The following is a 15,095-nucleotide window of genomic DNA, read 5'->3' as shown; positions in this document are numbered from 1 at the left end:
TTACATCAATCCTTTCAAGTATACGAAGCTAAAGATAAAGATCCATACGACATCAAGGAAATGCCAGTATAGAGAAAAAATAAACGATTTATTTGCTGTTTCCGGTGTTAATCCATGCTTTTTCACTTGCATTAAAATAGCTGTTCCCCATAGGAAGCCGAATGTTACGTGGGCTCCGTGAGTACCAAGCAGAGTAAATAAGCTAGATAAGAAGGCGCTGGTTTGCATCGTAGCTCCTTCGTGAATGTATGTGACGAATTCCATGATTTCTACTCCTAAAAAGGCTAAGCCTAAAACAAGAGTGATACCAAAGAACGTCATCATCGCCTTTTTCGAACCAAGGCGCATGGCATTCACGCCAAGACCGATAGTGAAACTACTTGCCAATAAGATGATTGTTTCTAGCATAACCGGTCCCATCTCAAAAATTTCAGCACCGGCTGGACCATTTCCTGTTCGATGTTCTAACACAAAATATACAGTGAACAGAGTGGAGAAGAGGGCAATTTCTGCCCCTAAAAAGATCCAGAACCCTAAAATCTTTAGTTTATTCTCCTCTGTACTATATTCTAAAGGTAGCGAGTTATCTATTTTCATTTTCCTTCACCTCGCAATGCTTTTTCAGTGCGTTCAATCTCTTCAACAGAGATATAATAGCCATGATCACGTTCAAATGTGCGATACGCCATTGTTCCAAAAACAACTAGAGCAGCAATAATCGCTGGGACCCACCAGCTGAAGACGAAAAAGAATCCTAAGCAGAAGAAGGCAACACCCATTATAAACGGTTGTCCGCTATTGCTTGGCATATGAATCGGTTCATATGGACCATCATCAGTTAGCGGCTCATTGTTTTTCTTAGAGAACCAGAAAGCATCAAGAGCATTAATCTTCGGCACTTTCGCAAAGTTATAGACTGGAACAGGGCTATGTGTGCTCCATTCCAATGATCTTGCATCCCAAGGATCCCCAGTTGTCTCACGAGGACTGTAACGAATACTCCAATAAATGTTATAAACAAGGATGATGAACCCAACTGTTAAACCTAGAGCACCAATAAATGAAAGTAGGTTTAATGGGCCGTAGCCTGTACTTTCTGAATACGTATACATCCGGCGTGACATTCCGTTAAGTCCAAGAATGAACAGCGGGAAGAACGTAACATTAAAACTTACGATAATAAACCAGAAAGAAAGTTTACCAAGACGTTCATTTAACCGGAAGCCGAATACTTTCGGGAACCAGAAATAGAACCCTGCAATAACACCAAATACTGTTCCAGGAATTAATACATAGTGAAAGTGAGCAACAAGGAACATCGTATTATGGTACTGATAATCGGCACTTGCCATCGCAAGCATAACTCCGGTTACCCCACCAATCGTAAAGATTGGAATAAATGCTAATGAATAAAGCATCGGTGTTGTAAAGGTAATTTTTCCTTTACGCAATGTGAATAGCCAGTTAAAGATTTTAACCCCAGTTGGTACAGCAATAGCCATTGTTGTAATGGAGAAGAAGCTGTTAACTGATGCTCCATGTCCCATTGTATAGAAATGGTGCGCCCATACAAGGAAAGATAACAAGGAAATAACCACCATACTGGCAACCATTGACTTGTAGCCGTATAGATTTTTACGGGCAAAAGTAGAAATGATCTCACTGTAAATTCCGAATGCTGGCAGGATAACGATATATACTTCAGGATGTCCCCATACCCAGAAAAGGTTGGCCCAAAGCATATCCATTCCGCCGTTTGCCATTGTGAAGAACTGTGTGCCAAATTGGCGATCAAGTGTCATTAAGGCAAGAGCAACAGTTAATACAGGGAAAGCAAATACGATAATGACGTTTGTAATTAATGAAGACCAAGTAAACATTGGCATTTTCATTAACGTCATTCCAGGTGCACGCATTTTTAAAATCGTGACAATGAAGTTAATACCTGTCAGTAATGTACCAATACCTGCAATTTGTAGAGAGATTGCATAATAGTTATTTCCCACAGTCGGGCTAAGTTCTATACCAGCTAGAGGGAAATATGATGTCCATCCTGCATCCGGTGATCCCCCGATAACGAAAGAGAGGTTTAATAGCATCGCACCGAAAAAGAATAACCAAAAACTTACGGCATTTAATCGTGGAAAGGCTACGTCACGCGCTCCGATTTGGAGTGGAATAACGACGTTCATCAATCCAATAATAAAAGGCATTGCCATGAATAAAATCATGACCAACCCGTGTGTTGTAAAAATTTCGTTGTAATGCTGTGCATCTAAAAGCCCATTTTCTGGTACAGCTGTTTGTGCACGCATTAATATGGCATCGACGCCTCCACGGAAAAGCATTAATAAAGCAGAGATGATGTACATGACACCAATGCGTTTATGATCGACAGTCGTTAACCATTCGCGCCAAAGGTATCCCCATTTTTTAAAATAGGTAAGCCCTGCAACGATAGCAACGGAAACCAAGACAATACTGACCATCGCAGCATAGATCATCGGTTCACCGGTTACGAAAAATTCGTCCCATTTCATGTGTGTGACTCCTTTCGTACTCTATAAAAATTATTATTTTTCTTCATGTTGAGGCGTGTTGTCTTTGTTTGCAGTAGAAGAGCATGTTTCGTTCTCCTCTGCACTTGCTCCATGATTATGTCCGCCATGTTCACCTTCTGGAGCTGGACGGAACTCTAAGTGAGTAGATGTATAAGTTTTACGTCCTACATGATCAGCTTCTAAAAGACTATCAAACTCTTTTTCTGTTAATTTTGGTGCTGTTTCTTTTACATCACTTACCCATTCGTCATAATCAGACGCTGTCATTGCTTGTGCTTCAAATTCCATATGAGCGAATCCTTCACCGTTAAAGTTAGAGTTTCTACCCATGTAAGATCCTGGAGTATCAGCTGCAAGGTGAATTTTCGTGACCATATCACTCATCGCATATTTCTGTCCAGCTAACTGCGGAATCCAGAAGCTAGTGATTGGACCGAATGAATATAATCGGAATTCGATTGGTCGGTCAGTCGGAATATTGACATAGTTAACAGTTTCAATTTCTTCTTCAGGATAGCTGAAATGCCACTTCCAGTTAGAAGAAGAAGCGTAAATAACTAACGGTTCTTGATCAGCATATCCCTTTGGTGTCGTTTCCACTTCATATGTTGTTTTTACAGTGACAACAGATAAGAAAATAACGATAATAATAGGAATAACAGTCCAAGTCAATTCCAGCCAGGGATTCCCTTCCTCGTGAGGAGGTTCATAATCCTTATCTAATTTCGAAGCACGGTACTTTGTAAGAACAAACACATAAAGTACATAAACAACTAGCAAAATACCTGCCATAACGATAATTGAAAGAATAATCGTATCAGATAGGGTTTTGGCAGACGGCCCTTTCGGATCTAAGACCATCAAAGGATTTCCACAACCTGTAAGTACTGTGGAAATGGTGAAAATAACAAATAAAAAAGCCCATTTCATCTTCATAGTGTACTCCTTCCTTAAACATAATGAATCACTGTCAAACACTACGTTTTTTTTGTTAAATATTTCACAATAATTCTCTATGGATAAGAGATGTAAATTATATTGAAACATGTATCCGCATGTTATATATTATTCTGATTTTGTTTAAAAGACAATTAAAAAATAGCTATGTCACAAAAGTTTCAATATTGTAAGTTAATCATTAGAAAATAGGTATTAAAGTGGAAGTTCTGTTAATGAGATAAAAAGAAGCCACCCAGCTTGGTGACTACTTCATGTTCACACACTATTCAACTCATTGATTTTGCCTCATTTTCTGATATTTGCTTTCCTTTAAATCGAAATGAAGCAATAATGACCGAAACAATCAGAATCATGCCAAGGTAACCGATAATTGGATAAAGGGTACTAACCAACTTGACGAAACCTACAAAACTAGCCAAAAAAGCAGCAATAGTAACTAAAATAACGGACGGTTTAAATGATTTTTTTTGAGATGGAACTATTCTAGCTGTAAAAGCGTAAATCATTCCAACGGTCGTATTATAAATCATAGCCAATAATATAAAAGACATAGAATATCCAATCACGGGGGAAATTTCATTAGCTATATAAACAATGGGCATATCTGCAGATTGAATCTCTTTAAAGTTCACTAGCATCGCGGCGTTAATAAGTAAGAGTAAGACTCCTAGACCAATTCCTCCCAAAAGCCCTCCTAAACTAGCTTTTCTTTCGCTGTTTTCCGCTCCTCCAATTAAAGCTAAAACTGCAGAACCAGCAGCAATATTGTAAGAAACATATAATACAGCACTAACTACCCAATTAGAAGCGGCCGTATTCTCTGTTTTCCCTAATTGAAATAATTCCCCACTTCCTCCATATTGAACAAATGAATAAACAGCAACAATTCCAATTATGATAAATAAAAAAGGTGTCATTAAGCTAATAACTGAAATCATTTTTTGAAAGTTAAAACAAACAGTGATAATTGTCAAAAGCGTCATGATCATGCTGCCATATAGCGGATTAATACCAAATTGCTGTTGAAAAATCGAACCGCTTCCTGCGATCATAATAGCAGCTACACCGAATAAGAAAAATGTAATGAAAAGATCAACAACTCTTCCTAATGCTTTCCCACAAATTAAATCAATAACATGTTTATGAGATTGTGTTTGAAGCCTAGAGCCAAGTTGTAAAATTTTCATGCCCAAAAAAGAAAATAGCACAGTCGCAACGAGCGTTCCTAAAATGCTTATCCAACCAAAGCTTGTGAAAAACTGCAAAATCTCTTGACCGGATGCAAATCCTGCTCCCACTACAATGCCAATATAAGCCCCAGCAATTTGCAAAACTTTTTTCATAAAAACCCCTCATTTATTCTTAATATTCTGACTAATATACTTTAAAGAAACACCCGGAATTCCCGGGTGCTATTAGTATCCCTCTCCTTAGTATACTTTCTTTTTTAGCGTAAATTGTTCTACAGCGTCTAAATCCATCTCATAGCCCATTCCAGCTTCTTCTGGGACAGTGATCAATCCATCATGCACAGTGACCTCTGGCTGAATAATGTCTTTCTCCCAATATCGAGAAGAAGCAGCTGTATCACCTGGCAATGTAAAGTTACTTAGCGTCGTCAAGGCAATATTATGGGCTCTACCAACACCCGCTTCAAGCATTCCACCGCACCAAACATCGATTCCCTTTTCTTTACATAAATCATGAATTTTCTTCGATTCTGTTAAACCGCCTACTCGGCCGACTTTAATATTAATAATTTTACAGCTTCCTAATTGGATAGCTTTACGCGCATCTTCACAAGAATGGATGCTTTCATCTAAACAAATCGGTGTTTTCAACTCTTTTTGAACCATTGCGTGATCGACGATATCATCCGAAGCTAACGGCTGTTCAATCATCATTAAGTTAAATTCATCTAGCTGCTTTAATAAATCTAAATCTTCTAATCGATAAGCGGAGTTTGCATCAGCCATTAAAGCAATTTCAGGATAAATACGGCGAATTTCTCTAATGACATCGACATCCCAGCCTGGCTTAATCTTCACTTTAATCCGCTTATATCCCGCTTCTACATGTTTCTTCACAATGGCAAGCAGTTCTTCAATACTGTCTTGAATACCGATGCTAATGCCTACTTCAATCGGAGTTCTTTCCCCGCCAAGGCATTGATACAACGGAAGGTTTTGTCTCTTTGCATATAAATCCCAAACGGCTCCTTCAATAGCTGATTTGGCCATATTGTTTTTTCGAATGGAAGCAAATAACTCCACTAATTCATCTGGGTGAGAAATTTCTTTTCCTTTTAACATTGGAATAAGAAAGTCCTCTAGCATATGCCAGTTCGTTTGAAGCGTCTCTTCACTATATAAAGGCGACATAAAAGCGACAGACTCTCCCCAGCCTGATACACCTTGCTCATCTTTTACTTCTACTAAAATAAATTCTCTCGTTTGAATCGTGCCAAAACTAGTGGTAAAAGGAAACTTCAATTCCATTTTTAAATGTCGTAACACAACTTCTTGAATATTCATTTTATCCTTCCCTCTCTAAATTAATTAAATTCTTTTGGACAAATAAATAATAATGCACAGGCTTATCAGGTCTCGGAAGCAGTTTGACCACGGCATATCCTTCGGCAAACAGCTGTGTGAAAATCTCACGCATTTTCATCCGCCAATCCATTGCTAAATCCCTATCTTTTGTTTTGATTTCTTGGAAATTCTTTGTGACAGGAACGAGTACACTATTTTTATTGCTTGCATACTCAGAATGGATCAATGATATTTTCGGAAAACCCGCTGGTGTTATTTCATAGTCAGCAAATATAATTGCCTGCTCGTCAGTAAATGTTTGATCTCCATTTACATAGGAACTTTGAATCCACCAATCCACTTTCAAGCGATCGGTAGGCAGTCCTTTGTTTAATCCGTCTTTCATTTCCCCATAACAGTTCACTTTATATGTATCACAAATCGCTTTTAATTTTGTTAAGTTTAAATAAGCATTCACACTTTCTAATGGATCAAATGTCCACGTTAATAAATCATAGCCTAATTTAATTGCTTCTTGTTTTTGGGCATCCTTTAAGGCTTTGCCAATACCTGTTTTTTGATACTCAGGATCGATGGCCAACATATGCGAGCATAAATAAGTGTGACCATTAGAAAAGCCGGTAAATCCATAACTAAAACCGATTAACGTCTCTTCTGCAAAAGCACCGATTAATAAGCCTCCATGCTGATGAACAGTTAATGTTTGTGGAATAGGGGTTGGCTCAATCCCCCATACCTTTTGTTCTAACACTTGCATTTGTTCAAAATCCGTTTGATCTTGAAATGGTCGAATCACATAATTGTTCAAGGTACTCATCCTTCCAGTTGTTCAAATGTACTCATGATTGTTTCTACTAATATCTCGATACCTGAATAAATGGCTTCTTCGTTAAACGTCATTTTTGGATGATGTAATCCCGGTTGCAAGTCACAACCAAGACCTAGCATCGTTGCCTTTAGTCTTGGATTTTTTAATGTGTAAAAGTGAAAATCTTCTCCCCCAGTCGTAATGATGGGATCGACAACATGGTCATTGCCAAGCACTTTAGCAATGGCTTTCCCCATGATGTCAGATGCTTCATCGGATACCATAGCCGCCGCTGTGGTTGATTTCGTTTCAAGCTGAATTGTTGCCTGATGAACCATTTCTAACCCTTTACATACTTGAACCACTTTCTCCGTTAATTGATTCATTACTTCATTCGTTTGTGCACGAAGATCTAAAGAGAAGGAAGCTTTTCCAGGAATAATATTGCTCGATTCACCCCCGCTTTGAAACTTTGTCATTTTAATCGAAGAAGGAATGGATGGGTCCATATGAATTTGGCTTAAGGATTGAACTAAATCGGCACCAATCTCAATCGCATTCTTTCCAAGGTGAGGTCTCGCTGCATGAGCATCCTCCCCAATAATTTCGCCTGCCATAAATCGAGCCGCTCCGTGCCGAATTCCCGAAGATGCCTGACCATATGACAATTCCTGAATCGGTCTCAAATGAACGCCATACAAGTAATCCAATTCATCGACCAAACCTTTTTCAATCATTTTTAATGCACCTGTTCCTTGTTCCTCAGCCGGTTGAAAAATGACCACTAATTTCCCTTTTGGCTGATAGGACAATTTCTTTAACAACAATAATGTCCCGACAGCCATCGTCATATGGGCATCGTGCCCGCAAGAATGGTTGGCAGTGAAAGCTTCATCAACTTCCTGCCATAAAGCATCGATATCACAACGGAGCCCAACAGCATTTTCTCCTGTCCCCACTTCAACGACTAATCCTGTGCAATCATCAAATGTTTGTGGCTCAAATCCGTAACTCGTTAATAGATGGAATAAATATTTTGTCGTCTCGACCTCTTCCCAACTTATTTCAGGATGGGTATGTAAATGATGATACAGTTGCTGAATGGTCGGTTTTAACTCTTCTAGCTGCTTTTTCACTACAAGACTTCCTTTCTTTCCTCTGTTAAAAAAATAAATAATCGGAACTGAGCCGCTCATACTCTTCTTGACGCTCTTTTATCGGCTCAGCATATTGAACAGAAATACTCGCTATCAGCGCATTTAACAACGAAAAAAGTGGAGGGAAAACATCTAAAGTTGCATCTTTCCCCTCTCCAATAACGAATGTAATATCACTAAACTGAGCAATGGGAGCCAGTTCCGAATCGGTTATACTTATTACAAACGCTCCTTGCTCTTTCGCCATTTCAGCTAACTTCACCGTTTCCTTCACATAGCGATGAAAGGTAATAGCAACAAACACTGATTGCTTGTTCATTTGCTGAAGGACAGCTATTAAATCATCTGTGGCTGGTTGATATAAATGAACATCATCTCGGACTAAACCTAACACAAATGAAAGCCATTGAGCCGGTGCGAAAGACGTTCGCATTCCGGTGATATATACTTTATTTGCTTCCATGATCTTCATCACGGTTTGCTCTATATCCTGTTCCTGAATAGTAGCTCGCGTTTTTCTAATATTTTCTGCGTCTTTCTCCATCACTTGCGCGTATAAATGTGGCTCTCGAGCCATCTCCATTTTGGAAGAATAGTAGTTATTCAAGTGGCTTTTTTGATGAATCAGATGTTCCCTCACCATTGCTTGCAGCTGTGAATAGCCACTTAATCCTAATGAATAACAAAAACGAATGACAGTCGTTTCACTCACACCAATACGATGACCAATTTGGCTAGCTGGCTGCAACGCAATTTCTTGTGGATTCTTCAGCAAATACTCACCAACTTTTTGCTGTCCCTTAGATAATTGTGAATACTTCTCCTTTAATTCATTAAATATCTCCATGCTCAGCTCTCCTTATATGAAGTTTATACAACATTATATAATTTAAAGAAGTTAAAACTTCATAATTGATTAATAAGTTAACACATTCATTGTTCATAATCAACATTTTTTCTGAACATTCTGTTTTGTTTAATGATGAAAATTCACTTCTAATAAAAAAGAGACACATTGAGTGTCTCAGCTAGCTTTTAATATTTATCCCGCATTAACGGGCTGTAAGACTCCCACCTCAACATGGCAGAAGGAGCGTAGCCGTGTAGGTGGGGGATCAACAGCCCGTAAACGCCCGATCCGTTCAACTAACAATCAGTGGGGGATGAAGAAAACCCCCACTGATTGAAGTTTCACTTTATCTAGAAATGACCAGTGAAGCAAATTATGTATGAGTTGCAACCTCATCCCACTCTTGATCCATAAAACGAACGAGCCAATTCAGAGCGTAATGTCTTTCCATAACGACTCCTCCATCTAGATTACCAGGAGTCTCTACTTGATCCAATTGGGCTTGCCGCACCGCCCAGTGAGTTCGAAAAATAAGGTCGGCTTCATCCAATAATTCTGTTTTTGTTCGCAGTACGGATTCATTGATAAAGCTCTCTGCCGTTCTATTAGCCATTTGGCGCACTGCATATGGAACATCACAAATGGAATCAGGGTAAGTTAATTCCTCTACATAACCTAATGCCCATAGCAATACCCAGTAGCATTCATATTTCCATGAAAATTGAGTCCGCTCATGTTGGCTTGGGGCTTCATCGTAAATAAATTCTTTTTCTTCCCTCGTTAAATTATTTCCCAAATCATACTTTTCAATTAATTGTAAGACCGTCTCCTGCTCTAGCCCTTCTCCTTTAACCGCACAAACACAAACACACATCGCTCGCTTCGCTACTTCCTCAACCTCTCTCATCCGAAAATCACTTTCGATGACCGGAAGGAATTTATTCACAGGAACATCGTGATTTTGAAGAAGCTTTTCAGATCTCTTCTTTCTTTTTGAAGCTTTGTCTAAAAAAATACTCATGTATAAAGATCCTCCTTTTCAAATGGAACCGCTCCTAAATAAAACATTTGAATACCATCAAGCGTCACATCAGACACCGCTCCATTAAACTCAAAGTGATAGATTAATAGAGCGATATTCACTTTCTCCGTTAATTGATCGTCAAAACGCTGAAGTAATTCAGGTAAAAAATAATTTGAATAAGAGTGTTCCTCTAATAAGCTAGTAAGAGAATGAGTAGATTCCTGAAACGAAACTTCAACAAAATCTTCATCTATATAAATATCATCAATTCCGCTAAATTGTAAAAATTCAGGAGGTATCGCATCACCGTCTTCATCATAAACATAATCCATAAGTGCGTCTACCTTCTCTTCGTCTTCTGCTCTACCGATCCAGACGGACACCATGTTATTTTCTTCCATCAACATAGATTAAATACCTCTTCAAATATTAAATTTCGGGCAGCCATCAAACATCCACCATGTCTCTTTCTCTTCCACTTTGATTTGTTCCAATAATAGCTCGCTTCCGTGCTCCATTGCATAGTGATATTCTTTTTCTGTTAAAGGAATCATCCATAACAGGTTAATATTGTCTCCCCGAAATGATTCAAACATAATTTGTGGAGTTGTTTTTGGAGAACAAGCAAGTAACACAGCAGGGAAGTTTTCTTCGTCTGTTTGAAACTCCTCGCAAATAATGGTTTGACCATGTCCTAAAAATGTGATGAAATTCCAAGGTGCATTTGTCTGTGCACTAATATATTGAAGAATTCCTTGTTCGTTCTGCTTCAATAAAGCTGTCGGAATAGCCAATGCTAATTCAAAACGCCTGTATTTTTCTGGCTCTTCAAAATACAGTTCAACTTGGGGCTGTGAGAGAAGAGATGTACCGAGAGTCACCACATATGTTAACTTCTCCTGCTCAAAGGTAATGATTGCCTTCGGCGGCCAATATCCTCCATCAATCGCATAATATTTTGTATGTTTTCCTAACTTGCTTTCTATAGCCTGCAATTGACTGGTTTGAAAGCTTGGCCAGCTGTCTTCATCCCAGCTATTCCAATAATCTCGCGCCCGCTCCATTCGCTCAAACAATACATTTTCCGCTGGATCACCTAAAGGAATCGCATAATGATAAATATCTGTACAATCTCTCGCATAACCAGGGGATTGTTCTGTGCCGCCCCAGCCAGGAATAATAGCTAACACTTCTTGCTCGTACAGTAAAGCCGCTCCATCTCCTTCCTCAAACCAGATTAATTCGATCTTTTCTGGGTCTAGTTTTTCTGCTCCATTTGGATGTGCGCAAAAAGCGACTGGAAGTAATGGCGGTAAGCCTTCACGCATATCTTCAACACATAATTGTTCGGGTGCTTTTCCATAATTGCGTACCCATACTGCTCGGATATTTTGCTCCTCTCCCCGCTCTTCTATTAAATAAAAATAAACACATTGATTCGCCTCTTCGACCATTGCCGTAATCGGACATAGTGGGGATTGTTCTTCAAATAAAATAATCTTCTCCATCATACCATCCTTTTCACCCTTATTTTTCCTCTTAAACCTTCGACATCTTTCCCTATTTTCCTTCCTATTTTCATGTCCGTACATATTCTGATGAAAAGTAAGGGTGTCTTCCAAAGCGACACCCTCCTCTTGTTACCTTTTCGTATTGCTATGTTTCGCTATGCTTTCTAAGCGAGACTTTGGACTTGTATCTCCTTTGCCTCCACCAGAATATCCTTGAGGATTGACACCGCTTACTGGATTGCCTCGATTTTTGCTTTTACCCATATGAAACACCTCCTGCTTTTACTATTTGCTAAAAATCAAGTGATAATCCAAAAGAAAAGCGGTAAAACTATGGATGATGAATTTCATCAATTTCCGTATGAGGAGATGATCTATATGGCAACAAGGCAAGCGATGGAACAATTCCTGACACAATGTAAGGAAACCCTTCACTCGGCAGAAGAGCAATATAAAGAAGCTTCCACTCAAGAACATGACAATGACACTAAATTCACCCAATCACAGTTCATGCTCGAACAAACCCTTAATGATCTTGATAAACTAAGCCATAGTGCCAATGCTCAACAAAAAGAACAACTCAGAAGAATGAAATTACAAATTCAACAAATGCAAAATAATATGATTTTACTTGAGCATTAAATCTACCTCTCCCCTCCCCAACAAAGAGGGGAGAGGTCCCGCCAACTACTAATCACTCACCAACATAATGAATATTTGATACATCCGTTGATTCAACTATATTTAAGTTCTTGGGAATACGTAAGTAAAGTAGTCCTTGATTGATGGCAATCGGCCCATCATCTATCCAATTTTCTCCGGTAAACTGAGTGATAGGGAATTCTTTTGTAAATTGGGTAAATTCTAAATGTATTTCGTGAGGTTTAGTCAGCGTCAGTGTATCCTTCTTCAAATGAAGATCCATCAGACCAAGCTGATCTGTAATATCTATATCGTTAGCAAAAGACTTGGGGTGATAAAGAGTGGCTTCTACTTTCCCATCATTTTTATCTTTTCTTTCAATGACAATAGTTAATTCTGAATACTGATCATCAGGCAATTCTAATTCAATCCAATTCCCTTTATATTCAAAAAGCCATTCCTTCTTTTTATAGGAATCCGTTATTTGGTCCGTTTTACCAGCAAGTGCGGTTTCAACTAAGTTTACATTATTTTCATCTCTTTCTTTTCCATTAGCATTTTCATAGGGAATAAAGGTATAGACAACAATGGAAGTCACTAACACAAAGAGATAACTTACAAACAGCCATTTTACTCGATTGTAAGAAAAAATCCTTCCTGATTTATTGATTATTTTCACCAAAATAGCAAAAACGACAAATATAATAATAAGTGTAACAACGACTAATGGACTCATACTTGCCGAACCTCCATTCTATTCGATAAGGCTATCGAGCAAGTAAACAGCAGAGCAACGGTGATAAAAACTTTTATTACAAACAGCAGGATTGATGATTCACCAAAGAAAAATTGATAAATAGCAGTCATATCTCTCCCGCTAGTAGCGCCTACTAACAATGGACCTAAATATAATATAGGCAATAAGAAAATAAACGCACGACTTAGCTGAACAAGCGTGCCAGCAAAATAACCTAATGCACTAAATAAGAACATATAAAGACTAGCGGCAATGACCCCTATTAACAAATGATGCGGTGCATGAAATAAATAATTAATATTTGTAAATTGAATATCAGTAAAAAAATAAGCGATCACTCTTAACAAAAAGCTCACTGAAATAGCAGTGATACCTCCTAACATGCTCAGCGTGAATAAAATAAGTATATTGGATATATGGCTGCTGACCCGATTAGTTACAAATGTAAAATCATCATTCCTATAAGCTTTTGTTGGCAAAATGCTCGCGATAATAAACGCCCAAACGATAGTGAATATAACGACAATATCAGCGGAATAGTAAGTAATCTTTACAGTAAGTCCTTCTCTGCTTGTCGAGCTCATGCTAGAAGCGTTAAAGGAAAAAAACATGGCCAAAAGCTGGACAGAAATCAGTGCAGTTAAAGCACCTATATAAGATTTCAACTTAAATACATATTGCTTTTTCACTACATTTCCTAACGTTACATTAGTTAAAGACATCATCAATCCCTCCCTTTGTGTTATTTGTCAAATACACACATACATCCGATGGACGAACTGCTGAAACCGTCATTCCCGCTGGCAAATTTGAAGGGATATCCTTATTTCTTAACACCGCATACTGACTATCAATACTTATACTTTGCTGATGAATCACTTCTTTATCTTTTATCCATTCCATCACATCTGCAGTCTTGCCTCTGACACCAATAGCCCATTCTTTTAAGTCAATCATCGGTATATGAAAATATTTTTCGCCAGCATGAATTAGCAGAACGTCTTCCAATAAATCTTCAATCTCATCTAAGTAATGAGTTGATATAATAATGGTACGAGGATAGATTAAATAATCTTTCAATAAGGCTCGGTAAAAGTCTTTTCGCACAGCAGCATCCATTCCTGTTGCCGGCTCGTCAAAAATCGTTAATGCACAGCGAGACGATAACCCAAGTATCATATTAAACGTATGCTTCTTTCCCTTTGAAAGATTGTCATGATGTTGTTTTCGGTCAAAAACAAAATAATCCACTAATCGGTTCGCTAATTCTTGATCCCAATGTTCATAAAAATTGGCTGCTACTGTTAATATCTCTTCAAGATTTAATGTTGGCGGTAAGCTCATATGATCATCAATAAAAATAGAGTTAGCTGATACAAAAAGACTGTTAAACGGCTGTTCAGAAAAAACTTGAATCTCTCCAGATGTTTGCTTTATAAATCCAGAAATAATTTTTAACAAGGTCGTTTTTCCTGCCCCGTTTCGGCCAATTAAGCCAGTAATCTTGTTTTCTTCAATCTCAAAAGACAAATTATTCAAAGCTTTTGATTGACCAAAAGCTTTCGTTACATTCGTACATTGGACTATATTCATTCTACTCCCCCCTCATGCTTCACTGCCTTAATCATGGCTATTAATTCTTCTTCACTGACATGGAGCTGTTTTGCTTCCTTCACAATGTCCGACACTAACCTCTTTAATGTGTGATTTTTTCTTTTATTGATAATCGTTGCTTTTGCTGTTGCTGAAACAAACATTCCAAGCCCGCGCTTTTTGTATAAAATATTTTCATCCGTCAATAAATTAAGCCCCTTAGCTGCTGTTGCTGGATTAATATTAAACATTTCCGCTAATTGATATTGGGAATATACTTTTTGATCTGCTTTAAACTTTCCATTTAAAATTTCTGCTTCGATACACTCAGCAATCTGTACATAAATTGGTTTCATTCCATCTACATCTAATATCAAGTTTCTATCACCATCCTCTAACACAGTACATTACTGTTGTAAGGTACTATACATCTTATTGCCAAATAAATCAATAATTATCCAAATACAAAAAAACACCGTTCTACTCAGTAGACAAGATGTGAAAGTCTAAACATTTTCACTAACATTTCATACTATGTATTATTCCTCTCAGCAAGGAGGTGAAAAATATGGGTTACGGCTATGGCGGTGGATTTGCTTTGATCGTCGTCTTGTTCATTCTGTTAATTATTATTGGTGCTTCTTTCGTATACTAGGCAAATCGTTCAATTCTCCAAA

General features: G+C 38.1%; 18 protein-coding genes. 2 read left to right on the top strand and 16 right to left on the bottom strand.

Annotated features, from left to right (window positions below; translation table 11 throughout):
* The 12 genes from qoxC to WDJ61_RS05440 form a co-directional block, all read right to left on the bottom strand.
* Complete coding sequence (gene qoxC, locus WDJ61_RS05495) at positions 1-597, bottom strand: cytochrome aa3 quinol oxidase subunit III (RefSeq protein WP_338753675.1); 597 nt, start codon at positions 595-597, stop codon at positions 1-3.
* Complete coding sequence (gene qoxB / locus WDJ61_RS05490) at positions 594-2,540, bottom strand: cytochrome aa3 quinol oxidase subunit I (RefSeq protein WP_338753674.1); 1,947 nt, start codon at positions 2,538-2,540, stop codon at positions 594-596. Before qoxB ends, qoxC begins: the two co-directional genes overlap by 4 nt.
* A 33-nt stretch (positions 2,541-2,573) precedes the next feature.
* Positions 2,574-3,497: a cytochrome aa3 quinol oxidase subunit II gene (gene qoxA / locus WDJ61_RS05485; protein WP_338753672.1), complete on the bottom strand. Its 924-nt coding sequence runs from the start codon at positions 3,495-3,497 to the stop codon at positions 2,574-2,576.
* A 290-nt stretch (positions 3,498-3,787) separates the two neighbouring features.
* Complete coding sequence (locus WDJ61_RS05480) at positions 3,788-4,864, bottom strand: hypothetical protein (protein WP_338753671.1); 1,077 nt, start codon at positions 4,862-4,864, stop codon at positions 3,788-3,790.
* A gap of 87 nt (positions 4,865-4,951) precedes the next feature.
* The gene (menC, locus tag WDJ61_RS05475) at positions 4,952-6,055 is read right to left on the bottom strand and encodes an o-succinylbenzoate synthase (RefSeq protein WP_338753670.1); all 1,104 of its coding nucleotides are present in this window, start codon (positions 6,053-6,055) and stop codon (positions 4,952-4,954) included.
* Between the two features lies 1 nt (position 6,056).
* Positions 6,057-6,884, bottom strand: a complete 828-nt coding sequence (locus tag WDJ61_RS05470) for a GNAT family N-acetyltransferase (RefSeq protein WP_338753669.1) — start codon at positions 6,882-6,884, stop codon at positions 6,057-6,059.
* A 5-nt stretch (positions 6,885-6,889) separates the two neighbouring features.
* Entirely contained in the window at positions 6,890-8,020 is a 1,131-nt protein-coding gene (locus WDJ61_RS05465; RefSeq protein WP_338753667.1) for a M20 peptidase aminoacylase family protein, read from the bottom strand.
* Between the two features lie 25 nt (positions 8,021-8,045).
* Entirely contained in the window at positions 8,046-8,888 is an 843-nt protein-coding gene (locus WDJ61_RS05460) for a MurR/RpiR family transcriptional regulator (protein ID WP_338753666.1), read from the bottom strand.
* Between the two features lie 376 nt (positions 8,889-9,264).
* Positions 9,265-9,912 (bottom strand): DUF4272 domain-containing protein, encoded by a 648-nt coding sequence (locus WDJ61_RS05455; RefSeq protein WP_338753665.1) that lies wholly within the window; start codon positions 9,910-9,912, stop codon positions 9,265-9,267.
* Positions 9,909-10,322, bottom strand: a complete 414-nt coding sequence (locus tag WDJ61_RS05450; protein WP_338753664.1) for an immunity 22 family protein — start codon at positions 10,320-10,322, stop codon at positions 9,909-9,911. Before WDJ61_RS05450 ends, WDJ61_RS05455 begins: the two co-directional genes overlap by 4 nt.
* 15 nt (positions 10,323-10,337) lie before the next feature.
* A complete protein-coding gene (locus WDJ61_RS05445) occupies positions 10,338-11,423 on the bottom strand; it encodes a suppressor of fused domain protein (protein WP_338753663.1) in 1,086 nt (361 codons plus the stop codon).
* Positions 11,424-11,555: 132 nt separating this feature from the next.
* Positions 11,556-11,690 (bottom strand): small, acid-soluble spore protein L, encoded by a 135-nt coding sequence (locus WDJ61_RS05440; protein WP_100403261.1) that lies wholly within the window; start codon positions 11,688-11,690, stop codon positions 11,556-11,558.
* Between the two features lie 114 nt (positions 11,691-11,804).
* Here WDJ61_RS05440 and WDJ61_RS05435 point away from each other — a divergent pair, with 114 nt between their 5' ends.
* The gene (locus WDJ61_RS05435; protein ID WP_338754724.1) at positions 11,805-12,068 is read left to right on the top strand and encodes a YtzC family protein; all 264 of its coding nucleotides are present in this window, start codon (positions 11,805-11,807) and stop codon (positions 12,066-12,068) included.
* Between the two features lie 52 nt (positions 12,069-12,120).
* Here the strand turns inward: WDJ61_RS05435 and WDJ61_RS05430 are convergent, their stop codons facing one another.
* The 4 genes from WDJ61_RS05430 to WDJ61_RS05415 are packed head-to-tail and all read right to left on the bottom strand — an operon-like array spanning position 12,121 to position 14,795.
* Positions 12,121-12,804 carry a hypothetical protein gene (locus WDJ61_RS05430; RefSeq protein ID WP_338753662.1) on the bottom strand — a complete coding sequence of 228 codons (684 nt, stop codon included), beginning with the start codon at positions 12,802-12,804 and terminating at the stop codon, positions 12,121-12,123.
* Entirely contained in the window at positions 12,801-13,547 is a 747-nt protein-coding gene (locus WDJ61_RS05425) for a hypothetical protein (protein WP_338753661.1), read from the bottom strand. The genes WDJ61_RS05430 and WDJ61_RS05425 overlap by 4 nt, the downstream gene beginning before the upstream one ends.
* Complete coding sequence (locus WDJ61_RS05420; protein WP_338753660.1) at positions 13,534-14,418, bottom strand: ABC transporter ATP-binding protein; 885 nt, start codon at positions 14,416-14,418, stop codon at positions 13,534-13,536. Before WDJ61_RS05420 ends, WDJ61_RS05425 begins: the two co-directional genes overlap by 14 nt.
* Positions 14,415-14,795 carry a GntR family transcriptional regulator gene (locus WDJ61_RS05415; RefSeq protein ID WP_338753659.1) on the bottom strand — a complete coding sequence of 127 codons (381 nt, stop codon included), beginning with the start codon at positions 14,793-14,795 and terminating at the stop codon, positions 14,415-14,417. Before WDJ61_RS05415 ends, WDJ61_RS05420 begins: the two co-directional genes overlap by 4 nt.
* Before the next feature lie 191 nt (positions 14,796-14,986).
* On the opposite strand from WDJ61_RS05415, the gene WDJ61_RS05410 reads away from it, so the two are divergent.
* Positions 14,987-15,073: a YjcZ family sporulation protein gene (locus tag WDJ61_RS05410; protein ID WP_338754723.1), complete on the top strand. Its 87-nt coding sequence runs from the start codon at positions 14,987-14,989 to the stop codon at positions 15,071-15,073.
* Positions 15,074-15,095: the final 22 nt, after the last annotated feature.

The sequence above is a fragment of the Bacillus sp. FJAT-52991 genome, assembly GCF_037201805.1.
In the GTDB taxonomy this organism is placed as follows: Bacteria; Bacillota; Bacilli; order Bacillales; family Domibacillaceae; genus Bacillus_CE; species Bacillus_CE kandeliae.
Note: the sequence above shows the minus strand (reverse complement) of the source record. Positions and strands in the feature narration are given on the sequence as shown.

Bases quoted from the DNA above. Each gene is read 5' to 3' on its own strand.
- WDJ61_RS05410 (WP_338754723.1), top strand. From the start codon at position 14,987: ATGGGTTACGGCTATGGCGGTGGATTTGCTTTGATCGTCGTCTTGTTC.
- WDJ61_RS05460 (WP_338753666.1), bottom strand. From the start codon at position 8,888: ATGGAGATATTTAATGAATTAAAGGAGAAGTATTCACAATTATCTAAG.
- WDJ61_RS05425 (WP_338753661.1), bottom strand. From the start codon at position 13,547: ATGTCTTTAACTAATGTAACGTTAGGAAATGTAGTGAAAAAGCAATAT.
- WDJ61_RS05480 (WP_338753671.1), bottom strand. From the start codon at position 4,864: ATGAAAAAAGTTTTGCAAATTGCTGGGGCTTATATTGGCATTGTAGTG.
- WDJ61_RS05440 (WP_100403261.1), bottom strand. From the start codon at position 11,690: ATGGGTAAAAGCAAAAATCGAGGCAATCCAGTAAGCGGTGTCAATCCT.
- WDJ61_RS05450 (WP_338753664.1), bottom strand. From the start codon at position 10,322: ATGTTGATGGAAGAAAATAACATGGTGTCCGTCTGGATCGGTAGAGCA.
- WDJ61_RS05455 (WP_338753665.1), bottom strand. From the start codon at position 9,912: ATGAGTATTTTTTTAGACAAAGCTTCAAAAAGAAAGAAGAGATCTGAA.
- WDJ61_RS05430 (WP_338753662.1), bottom strand. From the start codon at position 12,804: ATGAGTCCATTAGTCGTTGTTACACTTATTATTATATTTGTCGTTTTT.
- menC (WP_338753670.1), bottom strand. From the start codon at position 6,055: ATGAATATTCAAGAAGTTGTGTTACGACATTTAAAAATGGAATTGAAG.
- WDJ61_RS05435 (WP_338754724.1), top strand. From the start codon at position 11,805: ATGGCAACAAGGCAAGCGATGGAACAATTCCTGACACAATGTAAGGAA.
- qoxC (WP_338753675.1), bottom strand. From the start codon at position 597: ATGAAAATAGATAACTCGCTACCTTTAGAATATAGTACAGAGGAGAAT.
- WDJ61_RS05445 (WP_338753663.1), bottom strand. From the start codon at position 11,423: ATGGAGAAGATTATTTTATTTGAAGAACAATCCCCACTATGTCCGATT.
- qoxA (WP_338753672.1), bottom strand. From the start codon at position 3,497: ATGAAGATGAAATGGGCTTTTTTATTTGTTATTTTCACCATTTCCACA.
- WDJ61_RS05420 (WP_338753660.1), bottom strand. From the start codon at position 14,418: ATGAATATAGTCCAATGTACGAATGTAACGAAAGCTTTTGGTCAATCA.
- qoxB (WP_338753674.1), bottom strand. From the start codon at position 2,540: ATGAAATGGGACGAATTTTTCGTAACCGGTGAACCGATGATCTATGCT.